The 16251-nt window shown below is 57.8% G+C and carries 18 protein-coding genes; 11 read left to right on the top strand and 7 right to left on the bottom strand.

Going from position 1 to position 16251, the window contains the following annotated elements; all coding sequences use genetic code 11:
- Nucleotide 1 precedes the first annotated feature (1 nt).
- Both I2E69_RS04335 and tgt read right to left on the bottom strand, forming a co-directional pair.
- Nucleotides 2–1105, bottom strand: coding sequence for an LptF/LptG family permease (locus I2E69_RS04335; protein ID WP_195459020.1), 1104 nt, complete (start codon nt 1103–1105; stop codon nt 2–4).
- Nucleotides 1106–1108: 3 nt separating this feature from the next.
- The gene (gene tgt / locus I2E69_RS04330) at nt 1109–2239 is read right to left on the bottom strand and encodes a tRNA guanosine(34) transglycosylase Tgt (RefSeq protein ID WP_195459017.1); all 1131 of its coding nucleotides are present in this window, start codon (nt 2237–2239) and stop codon (nt 1109–1111) included.
- A gap of 59 nt (nt 2240–2298) precedes the next feature.
- Between tgt and I2E69_RS04325 the strand changes: the two genes are divergently transcribed.
- From I2E69_RS04325 to I2E69_RS04310, 4 genes are all read left to right on the top strand, one after another.
- Entirely contained in the window at nt 2299–3453 is a 1155-nt protein-coding gene (locus tag I2E69_RS04325; RefSeq protein WP_195459015.1) for a glycosyltransferase, read from the top strand.
- Entirely contained in the window at nt 3444–4007 is a 564-nt protein-coding gene (locus I2E69_RS04320) for an RNA polymerase sigma factor (RefSeq protein WP_195459012.1), read from the top strand. The genes I2E69_RS04325 and I2E69_RS04320 overlap by 10 nt, the downstream gene beginning before the upstream one ends.
- A gap of 4 nt (nt 4008–4011) precedes the next feature.
- Nucleotides 4012–4635 carry a 16S rRNA (guanine(527)-N(7))-methyltransferase RsmG gene (gene rsmG, locus I2E69_RS04315; protein WP_195459009.1) on the top strand — a complete coding sequence of 208 codons (624 nt, stop codon included), beginning with the start codon at nt 4012–4014 and terminating at the stop codon, nt 4633–4635.
- 149 nt (nt 4636–4784) lie between these two features.
- On the top strand, nt 4785–5225 hold the full coding sequence (locus I2E69_RS04310) for a hypothetical protein (protein WP_195459007.1): 441 nt from the start codon (nt 4785–4787) through the stop codon (nt 5223–5225).
- 52 nt (nt 5226–5277) lie between these two features.
- Here the strand turns inward: I2E69_RS04310 and I2E69_RS04305 are convergent, their stop codons facing one another.
- Both I2E69_RS04305 and rlmN read right to left on the bottom strand, forming a co-directional pair.
- Nucleotides 5278–5706 (bottom strand): thioredoxin family protein, encoded by a 429-nt coding sequence (locus I2E69_RS04305; RefSeq protein ID WP_195459005.1) that lies wholly within the window; start codon nt 5704–5706, stop codon nt 5278–5280.
- Nucleotides 5707–5789: 83 nt separating this feature from the next.
- Nucleotides 5790–6818 (bottom strand): 23S rRNA (adenine(2503)-C(2))-methyltransferase RlmN, encoded by a 1029-nt coding sequence (rlmN, locus tag I2E69_RS04300; protein WP_195459003.1) that lies wholly within the window; start codon nt 6816–6818, stop codon nt 5790–5792.
- A 157-nt stretch (nt 6819–6975) separates the two neighbouring features.
- Here rlmN and I2E69_RS04295 point away from each other — a divergent pair, with 157 nt between their 5' ends.
- The 7 genes from I2E69_RS04295 to I2E69_RS04265 all read left to right on the top strand — a co-directional run bounded on the left by I2E69_RS04295 (nt 6976) and on the right by I2E69_RS04265 (nt 14590).
- Nucleotides 6976–7659 carry an energy transducer TonB gene (locus I2E69_RS04295; protein WP_195459002.1) on the top strand — a complete coding sequence of 228 codons (684 nt, stop codon included), beginning with the start codon at nt 6976–6978 and terminating at the stop codon, nt 7657–7659.
- 179 nt (nt 7660–7838) lie between these two features.
- Entirely contained in the window at nt 7839–8435 is a 597-nt protein-coding gene (locus tag I2E69_RS04290) for an energy transducer TonB (RefSeq protein WP_317191086.1), read from the top strand.
- A 126-nt stretch (nt 8436–8561) separates the two neighbouring features.
- Nucleotides 8562–9782 (top strand): GTPase HflX, encoded by a 1221-nt coding sequence (gene hflX, locus I2E69_RS04285; RefSeq protein WP_195458998.1) that lies wholly within the window; start codon nt 8562–8564, stop codon nt 9780–9782.
- Nucleotides 9783–9802: 20 nt separating this feature from the next.
- Nucleotides 9803–10459 carry a uracil phosphoribosyltransferase gene (gene upp / locus I2E69_RS04280; protein WP_195458996.1) on the top strand — a complete coding sequence of 219 codons (657 nt, stop codon included), beginning with the start codon at nt 9803–9805 and terminating at the stop codon, nt 10457–10459.
- Nucleotides 10460–10856: 397 nt separating this feature from the next.
- The gene (locus I2E69_RS04275) at nt 10857–12692 is read left to right on the top strand and encodes an LTA synthase family protein (RefSeq protein WP_195458995.1); all 1836 of its coding nucleotides are present in this window, start codon (nt 10857–10859) and stop codon (nt 12690–12692) included.
- Nucleotides 12693–12767: 75 nt separating this feature from the next.
- The gene (locus tag I2E69_RS04270) at nt 12768–13700 is read left to right on the top strand and encodes a helix-turn-helix transcriptional regulator (RefSeq protein WP_195458993.1); all 933 of its coding nucleotides are present in this window, start codon (nt 12768–12770) and stop codon (nt 13698–13700) included.
- Nucleotides 13697–14590, top strand: a complete 894-nt coding sequence (locus I2E69_RS04265) for a cation diffusion facilitator family transporter (protein WP_195458991.1) — start codon at nt 13697–13699, stop codon at nt 14588–14590. The genes I2E69_RS04270 and I2E69_RS04265 overlap by 4 nt, the downstream gene beginning before the upstream one ends.
- 187 nt (nt 14591–14777) lie before the next feature.
- On the opposite strand, the gene yidD is transcribed toward I2E69_RS04265, so the two are convergent.
- The 3 genes from yidD to I2E69_RS04250 all read right to left on the bottom strand — a co-directional run bounded on the left by yidD (nt 14778) and on the right by I2E69_RS04250 (nt 16201).
- Complete coding sequence (yidD, locus tag I2E69_RS04260; protein WP_195458988.1) at nt 14778–15038, bottom strand: membrane protein insertion efficiency factor YidD; 261 nt, start codon at nt 15036–15038, stop codon at nt 14778–14780.
- The gene (locus tag I2E69_RS04255; RefSeq protein WP_394369659.1) at nt 14995–15303 is read right to left on the bottom strand and encodes a ribonuclease P protein component; all 309 of its coding nucleotides are present in this window, start codon (nt 15301–15303) and stop codon (nt 14995–14997) included. The genes yidD and I2E69_RS04255 overlap by 44 nt, the downstream gene beginning before the upstream one ends.
- Nucleotides 15304–15385: 82 nt before the next feature.
- Nucleotides 15386–16201: a uroporphyrinogen-III synthase gene (locus I2E69_RS04250; RefSeq protein ID WP_288237254.1), complete on the bottom strand. Its 816-nt coding sequence runs from the start codon at nt 16199–16201 to the stop codon at nt 15386–15388.
- Nucleotides 16202–16251 lie beyond the last annotated feature (50 nt).

Raw genomic sequence — 16251 nt, 5'->3', positions numbered from 1 at the left:
GTTATTTCGGGGCCTTCCGGTAAAGGTAGACGGCGATGAAGAGGTAGATGATGTTCGGGAGCCACACGGCCAGTCCGGGCGGGAGGGTTCCGCTCTTGGCGAACTCCTCGAAGAAGCGGTTGAAAAGGATGTACGAGAAGCAGAGTCCCGTGCCGATGCCGATGTGCAGGCCGGTTCCGCCGCGGACCTTACGCGAGGAGAGCGAAACGCCGATCAGCGTCAGGATGAACGTCGAGAGCGGATAGGCGTAGCGGGCGTGTTTCTCGACCTCGATGATGTTGATCGAGTCGGAGCCTTTGGCCCGCTGCTGGGCGAGGAATTCGTTGAGCTGGCCGATGTTCATGGTCTGGATCAGGTCGTTGATTTCGCCCAGCTCGGTCACTTCGAGGTTGATCAGCGTGTCGAGGTTGCGGAACTGTTCGAACTTTTCGACACCCAGCGAGTCGAACTCGCGTTTGGTGTAGCGCGGGGCGGTCCAGCGTTTGGTCTCGGCGTCGAACTTGGCGTCCGACGCTTCGAGCGAATGGGTCATCGTGCCGCTGTTGTAATGCTCCAGGACGAAGAACGAGGCCTGGCGGGCGCCGTCGTTGTAGCCGCGGATGTAGGCGAAGGTTCCGGGTTCGATCTGGCGGTAGATATGGCGGTCGTATTTGGTGTTCTGTTTGCGTTTGATGTATTGCTGCTCGAAATCGACGATGTGCCGCTGCGAGAGGGGAATCAGCCAGAGGTTGAGCGTCAGCGAGAGCGATCCGATGATCAGCGCGCCCAGGAAGTAGGGCCACATCAGGCGGCGGAACGACATGCCGCCCGAGAGCATGGCGACGATCTCGGTCTGGTAGGCCATCTTCGAGGTGAAGAAGATACACGCGATGAAGGTGAAAAGGCCGCTGAACTGGTTGATGAAGAAGGGAATGAAGTTGAGGTAATAGTCGAGGATCACCGATTTCAGGGGTGCGTGCAGCTCCGTGAAGTCGTCGATTTTCTCCACGTAGTCGAAGACCACCACGATGACGATGATCATCGCAATGGCGAAGAAGTAGGTCGTCAGGAACTTCCCCAGTATGTAGCGGTCCAAAATCTTGAACCCCGGAAAGCGCATTTTCATTATTTAGAGTCTTCGTTGCAGTTTCCCGACCATGGTCTCTTTCCACGCCGCAAAGTCCCCGGCGAGGATGTGTTCGCGCGCCGCGCCGACCAGCCGCAGGTAGAAGGCGATGTTGTGCAGCGAGGCGATCTGAGCCGCGAGCATCTCGCCGCAGACCGTCAGGTGGTGGAGGTAGGCCTTCGAATAGAGCGTGTCGACGAAAGCCGTGCCTTCGGGGTCGATCGGCGAAAAGTCGTCCTCCCACTTCTTGTTGCGGATGTTGATGACGCCTTCGGCCGTGAACAGTTGTCCGTTGCGGCCGTTGCGCGTCGGCATCACGCAGTCGAACATGTCTACGCCGCGTTCGATGCCTTCGAGGATGTTCACCGGCGTACCCACGCCCATCAGATAACGCGGACGATCCTCCGGTAGTATGGCGTTGACCACTTCGATCATTTCGTACATCACGGGGGTAGGTTCGCCGACAGCCAGTCCGCCGATAGCGTAACCGTCTGCATCGTATTGCTTTACATTCTCCGCAGCCCGGGCGCGCAGGTCGGGGTAGGTGCATCCCTGCACGATGGGGAACAGGGCCTGGTAGTGGCCGTATTTGGGCTGGGTCTGGCGGTAGCGGTCGAAACAGCGGTTGAGCCACCGCTCGGTGAGGTCGAGCGACTTGGCGGCGTATTCCCGCGGGGCGTCGCCCGGGGGGCACTCGTCGAAGGCCATCATGATGTCGGCGCCGATCGTACGCTCGGTGTCTATGACGCTTTCGGGCGTGAAGAGGTGCTTCGAACCGTCGATGTGCGAGCGGAAATGGCATCCCTCCTCCTTGAGCTTACGGCAGGCTGCGAGCGAGAAGACCTGAAACCCGCCGCTGTCGGTGAGCATAGGGCCTTCCCAGGTCGAAAACCGGTGTACCCCGCCGGCCCGTTCGAGGATTTCCATGCCGGGCCGCAGGTAGAGGTGGTAGGTGTTGGCCAGGATGATTTGCGCCCGTGCCTCGTCACGCACGTCGCGGTGGAAGATGCCCTTCACCGTAGCCGCCGTGCCGACGGGCATGAAGATCGGGGTCCGGATCACACCGTGGTCGGTCTGCAGTTCGCCTGCGCGGGCGTGCGACGAAGGGTCTTTATGTTGCAGGGTGAATTTCATACTCATATATTCGGCAAAAATACACAAAATATTTCTATCTTTGCGCATATTTCGTCAATATGCAATTTATCGATTCTTTTCTGGCATGCTACGGCTGGGAGGGTGCGGCTCTTGCGGGAGCGGTGCTGCTCATGCTCGGCGTGCAGTTGTACTATTATATTTTCGTCTACGGCCGTATCCCCGGCTATAAGAACAACCGCCGTCCGCAGACGTTGGACCGGGAGCCGTCCGTGTCGGTGGTGGTTCCGCTCTTTTCGGAGGACTATTCGTTCGTCGAGGAGCGGCTGCCGCTGGTGCTGGCCCAGAATTACCCCGATTTCGAGGTGGTGATCGTCTACGTGGGCCACGACTCCGATTTTTACGAGGACCTCGTGCGGCTGAAACAGTCGTTCCCGCAGATCACGACCACGAAAATCCACCTCGATCCCCGCTTTCCGATTTCGCGCAAGATGGCGCTCAACGTGGGTATCAAGTCGGCGCACTACGAGCACATGATTTTTACCTCGACCGACGCCGTGCCGCAGACCGACCGCTGGCTGTCGCTGATGGCCAAGGGCTTCATGCGCGGCGAAATCGTGGTGGGTTATTGCGGCGTGGAGCGCGGAAAGGGCTTTTCGAACTTCATGATGCGCGCCTGGCGGATGATGCATTCGGCCGACTGGATCGCCCGGGCCGTGCGTCGCCGCGCCTATCGCGGAACGCTCCACAACTACGGTTTCACCAAGAGCCTCTATTTCGGAGCCAACGGTTTCAGTCACCTCAATATGAATATCGGCGAGGACGACCTGTTCATGCAGCAGGTTATGACGCGCGACAACGTGAGCGTCATCCTTTCGCCCCGTGCCTCGCTGCGCGAGAAGATGTGGGGCGGTATGGGCTGGTGGATGAGCCAGCTGCGCTATTTCGGTTCGGCGTTCCGGTTCTATCCCCGTGCGGTGAAGACCTTCGTCGGCTGGGAACTGGGTTCGCGCGTACTCTTTTTCGCCGCCGTGGCCTGCGCTATCGCGGTCATGCCCCCGGAATACAAGCTCGCCGCACTGCTGCTGCTGATCGTCCGCTACGTCGTCGTGGCGCTCGAAGTGCGCCGCGTCGCCCGGCGGCTGGGCGAGGGCGGCATTGCGGGCCGTTACTTTATCTACGACCTGCTCAGCCCGCTGTGGGCTGCCGCGCTGTGGGCAATGCTGCTCCGCCGTGACAACCGCGTATGGAGATAGCCGACTATATCGTAGCCGAAGACCGGGAACTGGTCGAACGCGTGCTCAAAGGCGACAACGGCGCCTTCGAGTACCTTTTCAACCGCTACCGCGATGCCATCCACCGGCTGTTCGTGCAGCGACTCGGGGGTGCGAACGACGCCGACGACCTGTTGCAGGAGACTTTTATCAAAGTTTATATCAACCTTCACCGTTACAGTGCGGAGTACACCTTCGGGCAGTGGGTCTATACCATTGCGCGCAATACGTTCATCGACTTCGTGCGCCGGCGTCAGGACGATTTGCCGATCGACGAGCGTTTCGCCGCCCCGGCGTCGAGCGCCCCGACTCCCGAGGAGAGCGTGATCAACCTTCAGCAGCGGACGCAGATCGAACTCTACCTCGAACGCCTTACGCCCCGTTACCGGCAACTGATCCTGATGCGCTTTTTCGAGGAGTACTCCTACGAGGAGATCGCGGCGAAACTGGTGCTGCCGCTCGGAACCGTGAAAACCCAGATACACCGTGCCCGCGAGCAGATGTGCAAACTGATCGCATTGGGCGAAAACAAGTGATGCCATGGAATTGATCGAAAAATATTTCCCCGAAATTACCGACGGACAGCGGCGGCAGTTTGCGGCGTTGTACGACCTCTATGCCGACTGGAACGCCAAGATCAACGTCGTTTCGCGCAAGGATTTCGACCAGCTCTACCTGCGCCACGTGCTGCATTCGCTCGCCATCGCCAAGGTATGCACGTTCGACGCCGGAGCGCGGATTCTGGACGTGGGGTGCGGCGGAGGATTCCCCTCCGTGCCGCTGGCGATCCTCTTTCCCGAGGCGCATTTCACGGCCGCGGACTCCATTCGCAAGAAAATAACCGTGGTGGAAGGGGTCGCCGAAGGCCTCGGCCTTACGAACCTCGATCCCCGCTGTGTGCGGGTCGAAACCCTGACCGAGCGTTTCGACTATGTCGTTTCGCGCGCCGTAACGGCCATGCCGGAGTTCGTTGGCTGGATATGGAACCGCATCGAGCGGGGGCAGAAAGGCTCGCTGCCCAACGGCATTCTCTACCTCAAGGGCGGCGACCTGGCCGAAGAACTGGCCCTGACGGGCAAGCGGTGGTATATCTACGACATCCCGCGTTTTTTCGAGGAGGAGTTCTTCGAGACCAAGAAAGTGGTATATACCCCTAAAAAATAGTTAGTTGTTCCGCTATGGACCGTTAAATAAAATAGCTTCTTTCCCGGATTGTAGGAGATGCAGGGCATCGGCCGGATTTGAACGAGGGATGGCGGCATTTGAAATGGAATGACATAATATCGGAGTTTGTTTAGCCCTGAAGAAGTATTATGAGAAGAATCCTGTTTTTCCTTGCGTTTGCAATCGTGGATTTTGCGGCAAACGCGCAATCGACCGTTTATGTGGTTTTTACATCAACGGACAACCAATCGGCGCTGAATGGAGCATGGCACTCTAAAATGGCCCCAGACTCACAACTCGGTCGGGAAATCACGGCTCATGTGATAAGCCTGATTTGCGAAAGCAGCAATAAATGTTTTACGTTTGTGTCGGAGGATAATGTCGCTCCGATCAAAATGTCGAAAGATTTTTTGAAGACCGTGACTTGCATCGATTGGGATGTGCTTGCGCCTACGCTGTCAAAGTCGCAGGCCGAGGTGAAATACAAGGAGATTGTGGCGCATGATACAATCTATTTTATCGACCGCAACGATATTAAAGGGGATGAAATGAACCTGATACGTGTGCATGAACCGAGAAGCAGGTTTTGAGAAAACGGACATATATCGAAAACGGGAAGGTTCGAAGCCTTCCCGTTTCGTTTTATCTGGATTTTGCCGCGGGTTTCTGCCGGGCGATGATCGTGCGGAGGTTGTCCATGAAGGTGTCGGCGTCGGCGGCGCCCTGGATGCGGCCCAGCAGTTCGCCCTGCGTGTCGAATACGAGGTAGAGCGGAATGGCTCCGCTGCCGTACTTTTTCATCAGTTCGCGGCCCGTGGTTTTGTCCGTATCGTATTTGGCCGCCACGAAACGCTGGTCCATGAACTCCCCGACATCTTTGCGTGAAAAGACCTCCCGCTCCATTGCCCGGCACGGGGGACACCAGTCGGCGTAAAGGTCGATGAAGACCAGCTTGCCCTGTTTGACGGCCATTTCGCGCACGGCATCCGTCGATTTGGTTTCGAATTTCACCTGTGCCTGCGCCGCGCCCGTTCCGAGGGCGAGCATCAGTACGAAAATCAGTTTTTTCATGCGAGTCGTGTTTCGTGTTTTCGGTGACGGGAGCAAAAACCGGACCGGGTGGATTTTGCGGTTGCAAAAAACGGAGGCAGCCTCTAAAGTCCGGCTTTCAGCCGGGTGCTCAGCAGTCCGCAGGCGGCCTGGATGTCTTCGCCGCGCGAAGCCCGGATCGTGGTCTGGATGCCGCGGGCGGTCAGCGCGTCGCGGAAACGGATCATCGCCTCGTCGCCGGGCGAGAAGTAGGGCGAGTCGGGAATGCGGTGGAACCGGATCAGGTTGATGCGGCATTTGATGCCGTTCACGAGGCGCGTCAGTTCGCGGATGTGGCGCGGGGAGTCGTTCAGCCCGCTCATCACGATATATTCGAACGACACCCGCCGTTGGTGGGTGAAGTCGTATTCCCGGAGGATTGCGGCGACTTCGGCGATGGGCCAGGCCCGTTCGACGGGCATGATCTCCATGCGTTCCTCGTGAAAGGGGTTGTGCAGGCTGACGGCCAGATGGACCTTCGTTGCGTCGAGAAACCGCCGCAGTTCGGGTACGACGCCCGCCGTGGAGAGCGTGATGCGCGTCGGCGACCAGCCGAAACCCCACTCGGCGGTGAGGATTTCGAGCGCCCGCAGCACCTCGCCGGTGTTGTCGAGCGGCTCACCCATGCCCATGAACACGAGGTTGGTGAGTTTGTCGCGTTCGGGCAGCGAGACGATCTGGTTGAGGATCTGGGCTGCCGTGAGCGATTGCTGGAGCCCCTGCCGCCCTGTGGCGCAGAACCTGCATCCCATGCGGCAGCCGGCCTGCGACGAGACGCAGAGCGTGGCCCGCTCCCCGTCGGGGATGTAGGCTGCTTCGATATAGTGTCCCTCGGGGGTGCGGAACAGGTATTTTTTCGTGCCGTCGGCCGATTCGGTGACGCGTTCCGGTGCGCTGAGGACCTGCTGGAACCGTTCGGCGAGCCGCTCGCGGTGGGCGGCGGCGATGTCGGTCATCCGCATCGGGTCCTCCGTGTGGCGGACGTAAAGCCAGCGGGCGATCTGCCGCGCAGCGAAGCGCGGCATTCCCAACTCGCCGCACAGGGCCGCGAGCTGGTCGGGCGTTTTGCCGTATAACGATTCCTGATGTGCCATTCTTCGGGTTCCGGGGGCTATTTCCGGTGACAAAAGTAGGCAAAAAATGAAGATTTTTGTGTCCGTCTGTGCTTTTTTGAATTTTTATCCATATATTTGTGGTGCATAGCGCACCTATGTACGTATTTACCCGAACAATTAAAAATTTTTAAAATAAATGGAAGTTAAAAAATCACCCAAAGCGGACCTTGGGAACAAGCGGGGTCTTTTGCTCGAAATCGGTTTGGTCATTGCGCTTGGTCTCGTGATCGGGGCATTTGCGTACACTCCGAAGGAGCGCACGATTGAAAAGATTGATTTGCAGGCAGCTATCGTCGAAGAGGAGATCGTCGAGATCACCCGTCAGGACCAGAAGCCTCCCGAGACGCCGAAGCGTGTCGAGGTGAAGGTTATCTCCGACCTGCTGCAGGTCGTGACCAACGACACGAAGATTACGACCGAAGTGGACTTCGCCGAGTTCGACGAGAACACCGAAGTGATTCAGCAGGTCGAGGTGGGTGAAGAGACCATCGAGGACGACCAGCCGTTCCTGATCGCCGAGACCATGCCTTCGTTCCAGGGCGGAGACCTCAATACGTTCCGTAACTGGGTACAGCAGAATGTGAAGTTCCCGCAGATCGCTCTCGAGAACGGTATCCAGGGCCGTGTGGTTCTCTCGTTCGTGATCGAGAAGGACGGCCGCCTGACCAACATCCAGGTGTTGCAGACGCCCGACCGTTCGCTTTCGGAGGAAGCCATCCGCGTACTGAACAAGTCGCCGAAGTGGAGCCCCGGAAAACAGCGTAACCAGGTAGTGCGTGTGAAGTATACCCTGCCGGTAGACTTCCGCGTACAGAACTAAGACCCCGGGACAGGAATATCCGCCCGGCAGCCGCGGCGGAGTTCCTGCAAATAAGGCTGCATCGATTCGTTTCCGACAACCCCCTAATGCTGACTGATATGGAAATTAAAAAATCATTCAAGGCGGACCTTAGGAATAAGAGAGGCCTTTTGCTGGAAATCGGTGTAGTCTTGGCACTTGTGCTCGTCATCTCGGCGTTTACCTATGCACCGAAAGAGTACCGGATCGAACAGGTCGAACTGTCGTATGTCCCCGATGATGTCGAAATGATCGACGTGACCCGCGACCGTCCCAGGGAGACGCAGCCCCGGAAAATCGAGGTTCGCATTCCGAACCAGGTTATCCAGATCATGGATAACAATACGCATATGCAGACCGATGTCGACGTTTCGATTTTCGATGCCGAGACCCCTATCGAGTTTGTCGTGCCTGCTCCGGAACCCGCTGTTGAGGACGAGATTTTCCTGATCGCCGAAACGATGCCCTCGTTTATGGACGGAACGATCGAGACCTTCCGGGCATGGGTGATGCAGAACGTAAAGTTCCCGCAGATCGCCGCTGACAACAACATTCAGGGCCGTGTGGTCCTTTCGTTCGTGATCGACAAAGACGGACGCCTCACCGATATCGAGGTGTTGCAGTCGCCCGACCGTTCGCTTTCGGAGGAGGCCATCCGCGTACTGAGCAAATCGCCGAAATGGAGCCCCGGTAAACAACGGAATCAGACGGTGCGTGTGAAATACACCCTGCCGGTCGAGTTCCGTATGCAAAACTAAGGTGTTCAACTGAACTTTTTGAGGGTATCCTGCTTTTGGGCGGATACCCTTATTTGTAGCATCGTGTTTGCAGCACGTTGCCTGTCCGGCAGGAGCCGGAATTGAAATTTGTAAAAAGAACTTATTTTGGAAGAAAATAAACTGAATCCCCAGCCTGCCTCCCCGGCCGCGGCCGATTGCCGCGAACGTGCCGTGCTGGTCGCCGTGATCCGCGACAACCAGGACCCGCGTCAGGCCGAGGAGTTTTTCGACGAACTGGAATTTCTGGCCGAGACGGCCGATATCTGTTCGGTGAAACGTTTTACGCAGCGCCTGCCGCAGCCTTCGTCGCGCATCTATGTCGGCCCCGGCAAGCTGGAAGAGATCGCCGCGTACTGCAAGGAGCATGAGATCGACGTGGTGATCTTCGACGACGAACTGACTCCGTCGCAGACGCGCAACATCGAGAAGGAGATGCCCTGCCGGCTGCTGGACCGCACGCGCCTGATTCTCGACATCTTCATGTCGCGGGCCCAGACGGCCTATGCCAAGACGCAGGTGCAACTGGCCAACTACGAATACATGCTGCCCCGCCTGTCGGGCATGTGGACCCACCTCGAACGCCAGCGGGGCGGTACGGGAACCCGCGGCGGCGCGGGTGAGCGCGAGATCGAGACCGACCGCCGTATCATTCGCAACCGCATTTCGAAACTGAAGGAGGACCTCAGGAAGATCGACCGCCAGATGGCCGTGCAGCGTTCGAACCGCGGTGCGATGGTCCGCGTCGCGTTGGTAGGGTATACCAACGTGGGCAAATCGACGCTGATGAACCTGATCTCCAAGAGCGAAGTATTCGCCGAAAATAAACTCTTCGCAACGCTCGACACTACGGTCCGGAAGGTGGTTTTCGACAACCTGCCGTTCCTGCTGTCCGATACCGTGGGTTTTATCCGCAAGCTGCCTACGGAGTTGATCGAGTCGTTCAAATCGACGCTCGACGAGGTGCGCGAGGCCGACCTGTTGATCCACGTGGTAGACATTTCGCACCCGCAGTTCGAGGAGCAGATCGCCGTCGTAAAGCAGACTTTGCAGGAGATCGGCGCGGGGGACAAACCCGTCTACCTGGTTTTCAACAAGGTCGATGCTTATACCTATGTTAAGAAAGAGGAGGACGACCTGACGCCCGCGACGCGTGAGAACCTCTCGTTGGAGGAACTCAAACAGAGTTGGATCGCAAAGGCCAATACGCCCTGCATCTTTCTCTCGGCGCTGGCGAAGACCAACCTGGAAAAATTCCGCTCGGATCTGTACGGCATGGTGCGTGAAATCCATGCCGGGCGTTATCCGTTCAATAATTTCCTCTATTGACAACCAAACCCTTCTCAAACATGACGTTGCATATTCTCTCCCAGCAGAACACCGTTCTCAACAAATTCATCGCTGAAATCCGCGACAAGCAGATTCAGAAGGATTCGATGCGTTTCCGCCGCAACATGGAGCGTATCGGCGAGATCACGGCCTACGAGATTTCGAAGTCGTTCAGCTACAAACCGTGTGTCGTCGAGACACCGCTGGGTGAAGCCACCGTCGAGATGATCGACGAGCAGATCGTCGTGGCGACGATCCTTCGGGCGGGGCTCCCGTATCACCAGGGATTCCTCAATTACTTCGACGATGCCCAGAACGCTTTTGTTTCGGCCTATCGCAAGAGCACCAAGGACGGGAAGTTTACCGTAAAGGTCGAGTATATCTCGTGCGGAAGCCTCGAAGGCAAGACGCTGCTGCTGGTCGATCCGATGCTGGCCACCGGGTCGTCGCTCGTGCTGACTTATAACGCATTGTGTGAGAAGGGCGGCACGCCTGCCCGGACCCATGTCGCGGCGGTCGTCGCCAGCGAACAGGGGCTCGACTATGCGATGAAGAACATGCCGCGGCTGACCACCACGATCTGGACCGCCGTTGTCGACGAGGAGCTGACTTCGCGTTCTTACATCGTTCCGGGCATCGGGGATGCCGGGGATCTTGCGTACGGCGAAAAGATCTGATTTTTCGATTTTATAGGGTATTTTCCGCATTTTCTTTGCGGGGCGAAATGGGGCACATACTTTTGGATGATCCTGCTTCGCCCCACTTCACGAAGCACGAAAACAGCACCTCTAAAATCAAAAATTAAGTAGTGTTGGGCCAATTGGCGATGATGACTGTATAAGGATTCCGACTTGATGCCGGAGTTGTGAAACGACGTGCCGGCTAAAAGCGCGAGCGGAGGGGACGGGGCGCGTGCGCCCCCGCGAATAGTCGCCCGGAGCCAGCGTTAGATGGCGCGTCGTAGACGTAGGCATCTGTCGGAGAGTTTTTGGTACTTTTTGCGGAAAAAAGTACATGGACCGGTGGTTTTAACCGCAGCATCTTTTGTCGATCAAAAAGCGGTAAAAAGAAAACATGAAAAGAAAACTCACATTCCTCGTTGCCGTGTTTTGTGCGACCGTCCTCGTGATGGCCGTGCAGAAACCCGTCTTCATGGCCTGGTATGCCGAGGAGGCGGCCGGAGCGGGGTTCGGGGGCTGGCTGGACGTGTTGTGGCACGGACTGACGCTCGACATGACCGTTGCGGGTTACGTTACGGCGCTGCCCGTTCTGGCCGTGTTGCTCTCGCTGTGGGTGCGGATTCCGGAAAAGGTGTGGAGGGGCGTGCTGACGGGCTATTTCGTGCTGATCGCCGTGGTGACGGCCGTGATCTTTGCCGTCGATGTCGCGCTGTACGAGCATTGGGGATTTCGCCTCGATGCGACCGTTCTGATCTACCTTACCGATCCGGAGGAGGCGATGGCGAGCGTCGATTTCTGGCTCGGCGTGCGGCAGACGCTGCTGGCCGCAGTGTATGCCGCGCTGATGATCTGGGTTTACCGCCGCGTCGTGCGTATTTTCGATGGTAGTCCTGTCGGCTGGCGGATGGCCCTGCCCGGGAGCCTGGTGGTGCTGTTGCTTGCCGGATTCGATTTCCTGGCGATCCGCGGCGGCCTGGGGGCTTCGGTGGCCAACGTTTCGAAGGTCTATTTCAGCCCGACGCTGTTCCTGAACCATGCCGCCACGAACCCTGTTTTCTCATTCCTGGCGAGCCTCGGCGACCGCGCCGACTATGCCGACGAATACCCCTTTTTCGACGAATCGGTGCGCGCTGCCAATTTCGACGCCCTGCGGGGTAACGGTCCGTCTGCGGGACCTGCCGAGCCGGTGCTCGACACACGGCGGCCCAATGTGGTGATCGTGATTTTGGAGAGTTTTGCCCGTACGGTCATGGACGAAGAGGTCGACGGAGAGCCCGTCATGCCCAACATGCAGCGGTTGAAACGCGAAGGGATCTGGTTTGAGAACTTCTTCGCCAATTCGTTCCGTACGGACCGCGGCGAGGTGGCGATCCTGAGTGGATTTCCGGCCCAGACGCGCATGTCGATCATGAAACTTCCGGCCAAGAGCCGCAACCTGCCTTCGGTGGCGCGTTCGCTTGCGGGCGAGGGTTACAAGACGAGTTTCGCCTACGGCGGCGACCTCAATTTCACGAATCAGGCTTCGTACATGTATGCCACCGGATGGCAGGAGTTGATTTGGCAGAAGGACCTGCATTTCGATGCTCCGGCTTCGGACTGGGGTTACGACGATGCGCTGATGTGCGACTGGTTTGCCGACCGGGTGATCGCGCTGAGCGATGCCGGGGAGCCGTTCCTGGCGGGTTTGCTGACGCTGAGCAGTCACACGCCGTTCGACGTTCCCTATGCGAAGTTCAGCGACAAGGTGCTCAATGCGATGGCTTTTTCGGACGACTGCGTCGGGAAGATGATCGACCGCCTGAAAGCTTCGCCCGCATGGGAGAATCTCCTCGTCGTGCTGGTCGCCGACCACGGTTATCCCTACCCGAAGACCTTGGCTTATAACGAACCGCTGCGCCACCGGATTCCGATGATCTGGACGGGCGGAGCCGTTGCGGGGCCGCGCGTCGTGGAGGAATACGCTTCGCAGATCGACATCGCCGCGACGCTGCTCGCCCAGATGGGTGTCGCGCACGACGATTTCGATTACAGCAAGGATATTTTTGCCCCCGAGCCTCCGCGCAAGTTTGCCTATTATACGTTCAACGACGGTTTCGGCGTGGTCGACGCTTCGGGTGAAGCGGTGTGGGATGCAACGAGCGGGCAGGCTGTGACGGCGACCGGTCCCGAACTGCTCGATGTGGGCCGCACGATGCTGCAAACGACCTATACAGATATCGGACGCCGCTGAAAATACCGGATTGTAGGTATTGTGGCATTGTGCTTGTCCGGATATCTTTGTGCTTGGAAAATAATACCTATGTTTATGTATAAGAATGGTGGATATACAGGCGAGGACCGAATGTGCGATTTGGTGTGCGACCGCTATGCCGTGTTGCAGGTGATGAGCCGATTCGGCATTGCGCTGGGATTCGGCGACAAAACCATTGCCGAAGTGTGCGAAGAGAATAAAGTCGACGCCGAGACGTTTCTGGCCGTGGTAAACATGCTGATGAACTTCGGCAACGGCGCCGAACTGGCCGGGGAGGTCTCGGTGCGTTCGCTGACCGATTACCTGCACAATTCCCACCGTTATTTCCTGGATTTCAGGCTTCCGGCCATCCGCCGCAAACTGATCGAAGCGGTCGACTGCGCCCAGAGCGACGTTTCGTTCGCCATCATGCGCTTTTTCGACGAATATGCCGCCGAGGTCCAGCGACACATGTCCTACGAGGAGCAGACGGTTTTTCCCTATGTCGAGTCGCTGCTTGCGGGCGAGAAGAACACTGCTTATTCGATCGACATTTTCCGCCGCCAGCATGACCAGGTCGAGATCAAACTGCGCGAACTGAAGAATATCATCATCAAATACTACCCTTCGGGCAGCACGAACGAGCTGAACGGCGTGCTGTTCGATATCTTCAACTGCGAGCACGAACTCGCGTCGCACAACGCCGTGGAGGACGAACTCTTCGTTCCGGCCGTCGAACGGCTGGCGGCGACGGGAACCCGCACGGTGAAATCCGAGCCGCTGAGCAGCCGCGAAAAGGAGATTATCGTCTGCGTGGTGAAGGGGATGACCAATAAGCAGATCGCCGACGCGCTCTGCATCTCGGCCCATACCGTGATCACCCACCGCCGCAACATCGCCGCGAAACTCCAGATTCACTCCGCAGCGGGCCTTACGATTTACGCCATCGTCAACAAGCTGGTGGAACTCTCCGAAATCAAGGATACCATAACCGATTCGCAGTCATGACGCACGAACATCACCACCACGACCATGCGGTTTCGTCGCTCAACAAGGCCTTTATCCTGGGCATTTCGCTCAATGTGGCCTTCGTCGTCGTCGAGTTTGCCGTAGGGCTTTATTACGGCTCGATGGGGCTGTTGTCCGATGCCGGACACAACCTTTCCGATGTCGCCGGTTTGTTGTTGGCCATGCTGGCTTTCCGGCTGGCGCAGGCTCATGCGACCCCCAGGTATACCTACGGGTATAAGAAGAGCACGGTGCTGATTTCGCTCTTGAATTCGGTGATCCTGCTGATCGCCGTCGGGGTCATCGTAGCCGAGAGTATCGGCCGTATGCTCCACCCCGCGCCTGTCGAGGGCGGTGCTATCGCCTGGACGGCGGGCATCGGTGTGGTGATCAACGGGTTTACGGCCTGGCTGTTCATGAAGGACAAGGACCGCGACCTGAATGTCAAGGGAGCCTACCTGCACATGGCCGCCGATGCACTGGTGTCGGTCGGGGTGCTGGTCTCGGGGCTGGTGATTTCGTGGACGGGCTGGACGATCGTCGATCCCGTCGTGGGACTGGTCGTCGCTGCGGTGATCGTGGCGTCGGTCTGGTCGCTCACGCGCGACAGCCTGCGGCTTTCGCTCGACGGGGTTCCCGGGGGTATTGACATTATCGAGATCGAACGGCAAATGAGTGCCGTTTCGGGGGTGAAGGAGGTGCACCACATCCACGTTTGGGCCATCAGCACAACCGAAAACGCTCTGACGGCCCATGTCGTGCTCGACAGCCTTTCCCGGATGGAGGGTGCGAAATGTGACCTGAAGGCCTTGCTGGCCCATTCCGGAATATCCCATGTGACGCTCGAATTTGAATCCGCCGGCGAGCGATGTTGCGATTTGTACGACTGATTAGTATACTTGGACGGAATAGTTCTGTTTAAAGGCGAAATCCCGACCGTAAACTTTAGGGTCGGGATTGGTTTTTTCAAAAAAGGTTGTAATCTTTGTTCTCGGTAATGAGAATAGATTCAAAAAAGAAGTGACGCAACTTTTTTTGGGAGGAGGACGGTCGGCTGACAGCCGGCCGTCTTTTTGTTTACGGTACGGGGTCGTAGCCGCTGCCGCCCCAGGGATGGCATTTCGAAAGGCGCCGCACCGCCAGCCACAGTCCCTTGACGGGACCGTATTTGCGCAGCGCTTCGAGGGCATACTGCGAGCAGGTGGGAGTAAACCGGCACGACGGGGGCGTGAAGGGCGAGATGCAGAGTTGATAGAACCGCACCAACCCGATCAGCGGCAGGGCGCATATCCGTTTAAAGATGCTCCACGACCGACTCCAGAATCCTGCGGACTGCATTTGCGACGGTTTTATAGGACAGCACCTCCTTCGACGAGTAAATCAGCGCCAGGTCGAGGTTGACCGGCTTGCCGTCGTGCAGAATCTGCTTTTGCAGGCGGTAGGCCTCCTTCGTGCGGCGGCGCACGAGGTTGCGTTTGTTAGCCCGTTTGTGGAACTTCTTGGGGACGGAGAACATCACCTCGACCGATTGTTCGGTGTCGGGTTCCGCGAACCACACGTAGCGGAACGGGAAGATAAAGCCGCTTTCGCCGCTCTCGAACATACGGCGCACGGCCCCGAGCGAGCGGAGCCTTTCGGTGCGGGAGAGCGAGTTTGCGGACATGGCGGCAGAGGGCTTCGGGCCCTTATTTGCGGGATTCGGAAGCCGGACGGCGGCGGCCCTTCTTGGTCAGCTTGTGCTGCTGACTGCGGATGAACTCCTCCTTGCGGGCGTCGGCGATCAGTTCCACGGGTTCGATCGGCTCGCCTTTCTGCACCTTTTGCAGGTAGAGGTCGATGGCCTTGACCATCGAGGGGGCTTCGGGCCTCGGGGCGTTGGCCAGCACGGTTATTCCGCCTTCGAGGGCGGCGCGCAGCGTGCCTTCGCCGAATACCGCCACGGCAGGCAGGTTGTCGGTTCCGAATTTCTCGATCAGGGCCTTGACATCCGAAGGCGAATAGAGCGCCAGCAGGTCGTAATCGGTCAGTTTAACGTCGTCCAACTCTCCGGCGACCGTACGGGCCAGGATGACGGGATCGAACGAAAGTTTGAGCTTGGAAAGCGTTTCCGGCAGCTCGGGTTTGTGGGGCTCGCTCAGCGAGAGCAGGAATTTCTCCTCCTTGTGTTTGATGATCAACTCGACGAGCGATGTGAACGATCCGTCGGCAAACGAAATCTTGCGTTTGCGGTAGACGATGTATTTCTGCAGGTAGAGGGCTACGGCCTCCGTCTGGCAGATGTATTTCATGGTTTCGGGCACGGTGATGCGCGCCTCTTCGCAGATGTGGAAGAAGCTGTCGACTGTCGTGCGGGATGTGAAGATGACGGCCGTGTGCGTGAGTATTTCGACCCGTTGGGCGCGGAACTCCTTGAGGGATACGCCCTCTACGCGGATAAAAGGCTTGTAGGCGATCTCCACGTTGTATTTTTGGGATAATTCGTAGAACGGGGACTTCTCGATAACTGCAGGCCTCGGTTGCGAAACTAATACACTCTTAATTTTCAATGTTG

The sequence above is a fragment of the Alistipes sp. D31t1_170403_E11 genome, from assembly GCF_015553985.1.
Taxonomy (GTDB): Bacteria; Bacteroidota; Bacteroidia; order Bacteroidales; family Rikenellaceae; genus Alistipes; species Alistipes montrealensis.
The sequence above is the reverse complement of the archived record's forward strand: the minus strand, read 5'-3'. Positions and strand labels throughout refer to the sequence as shown.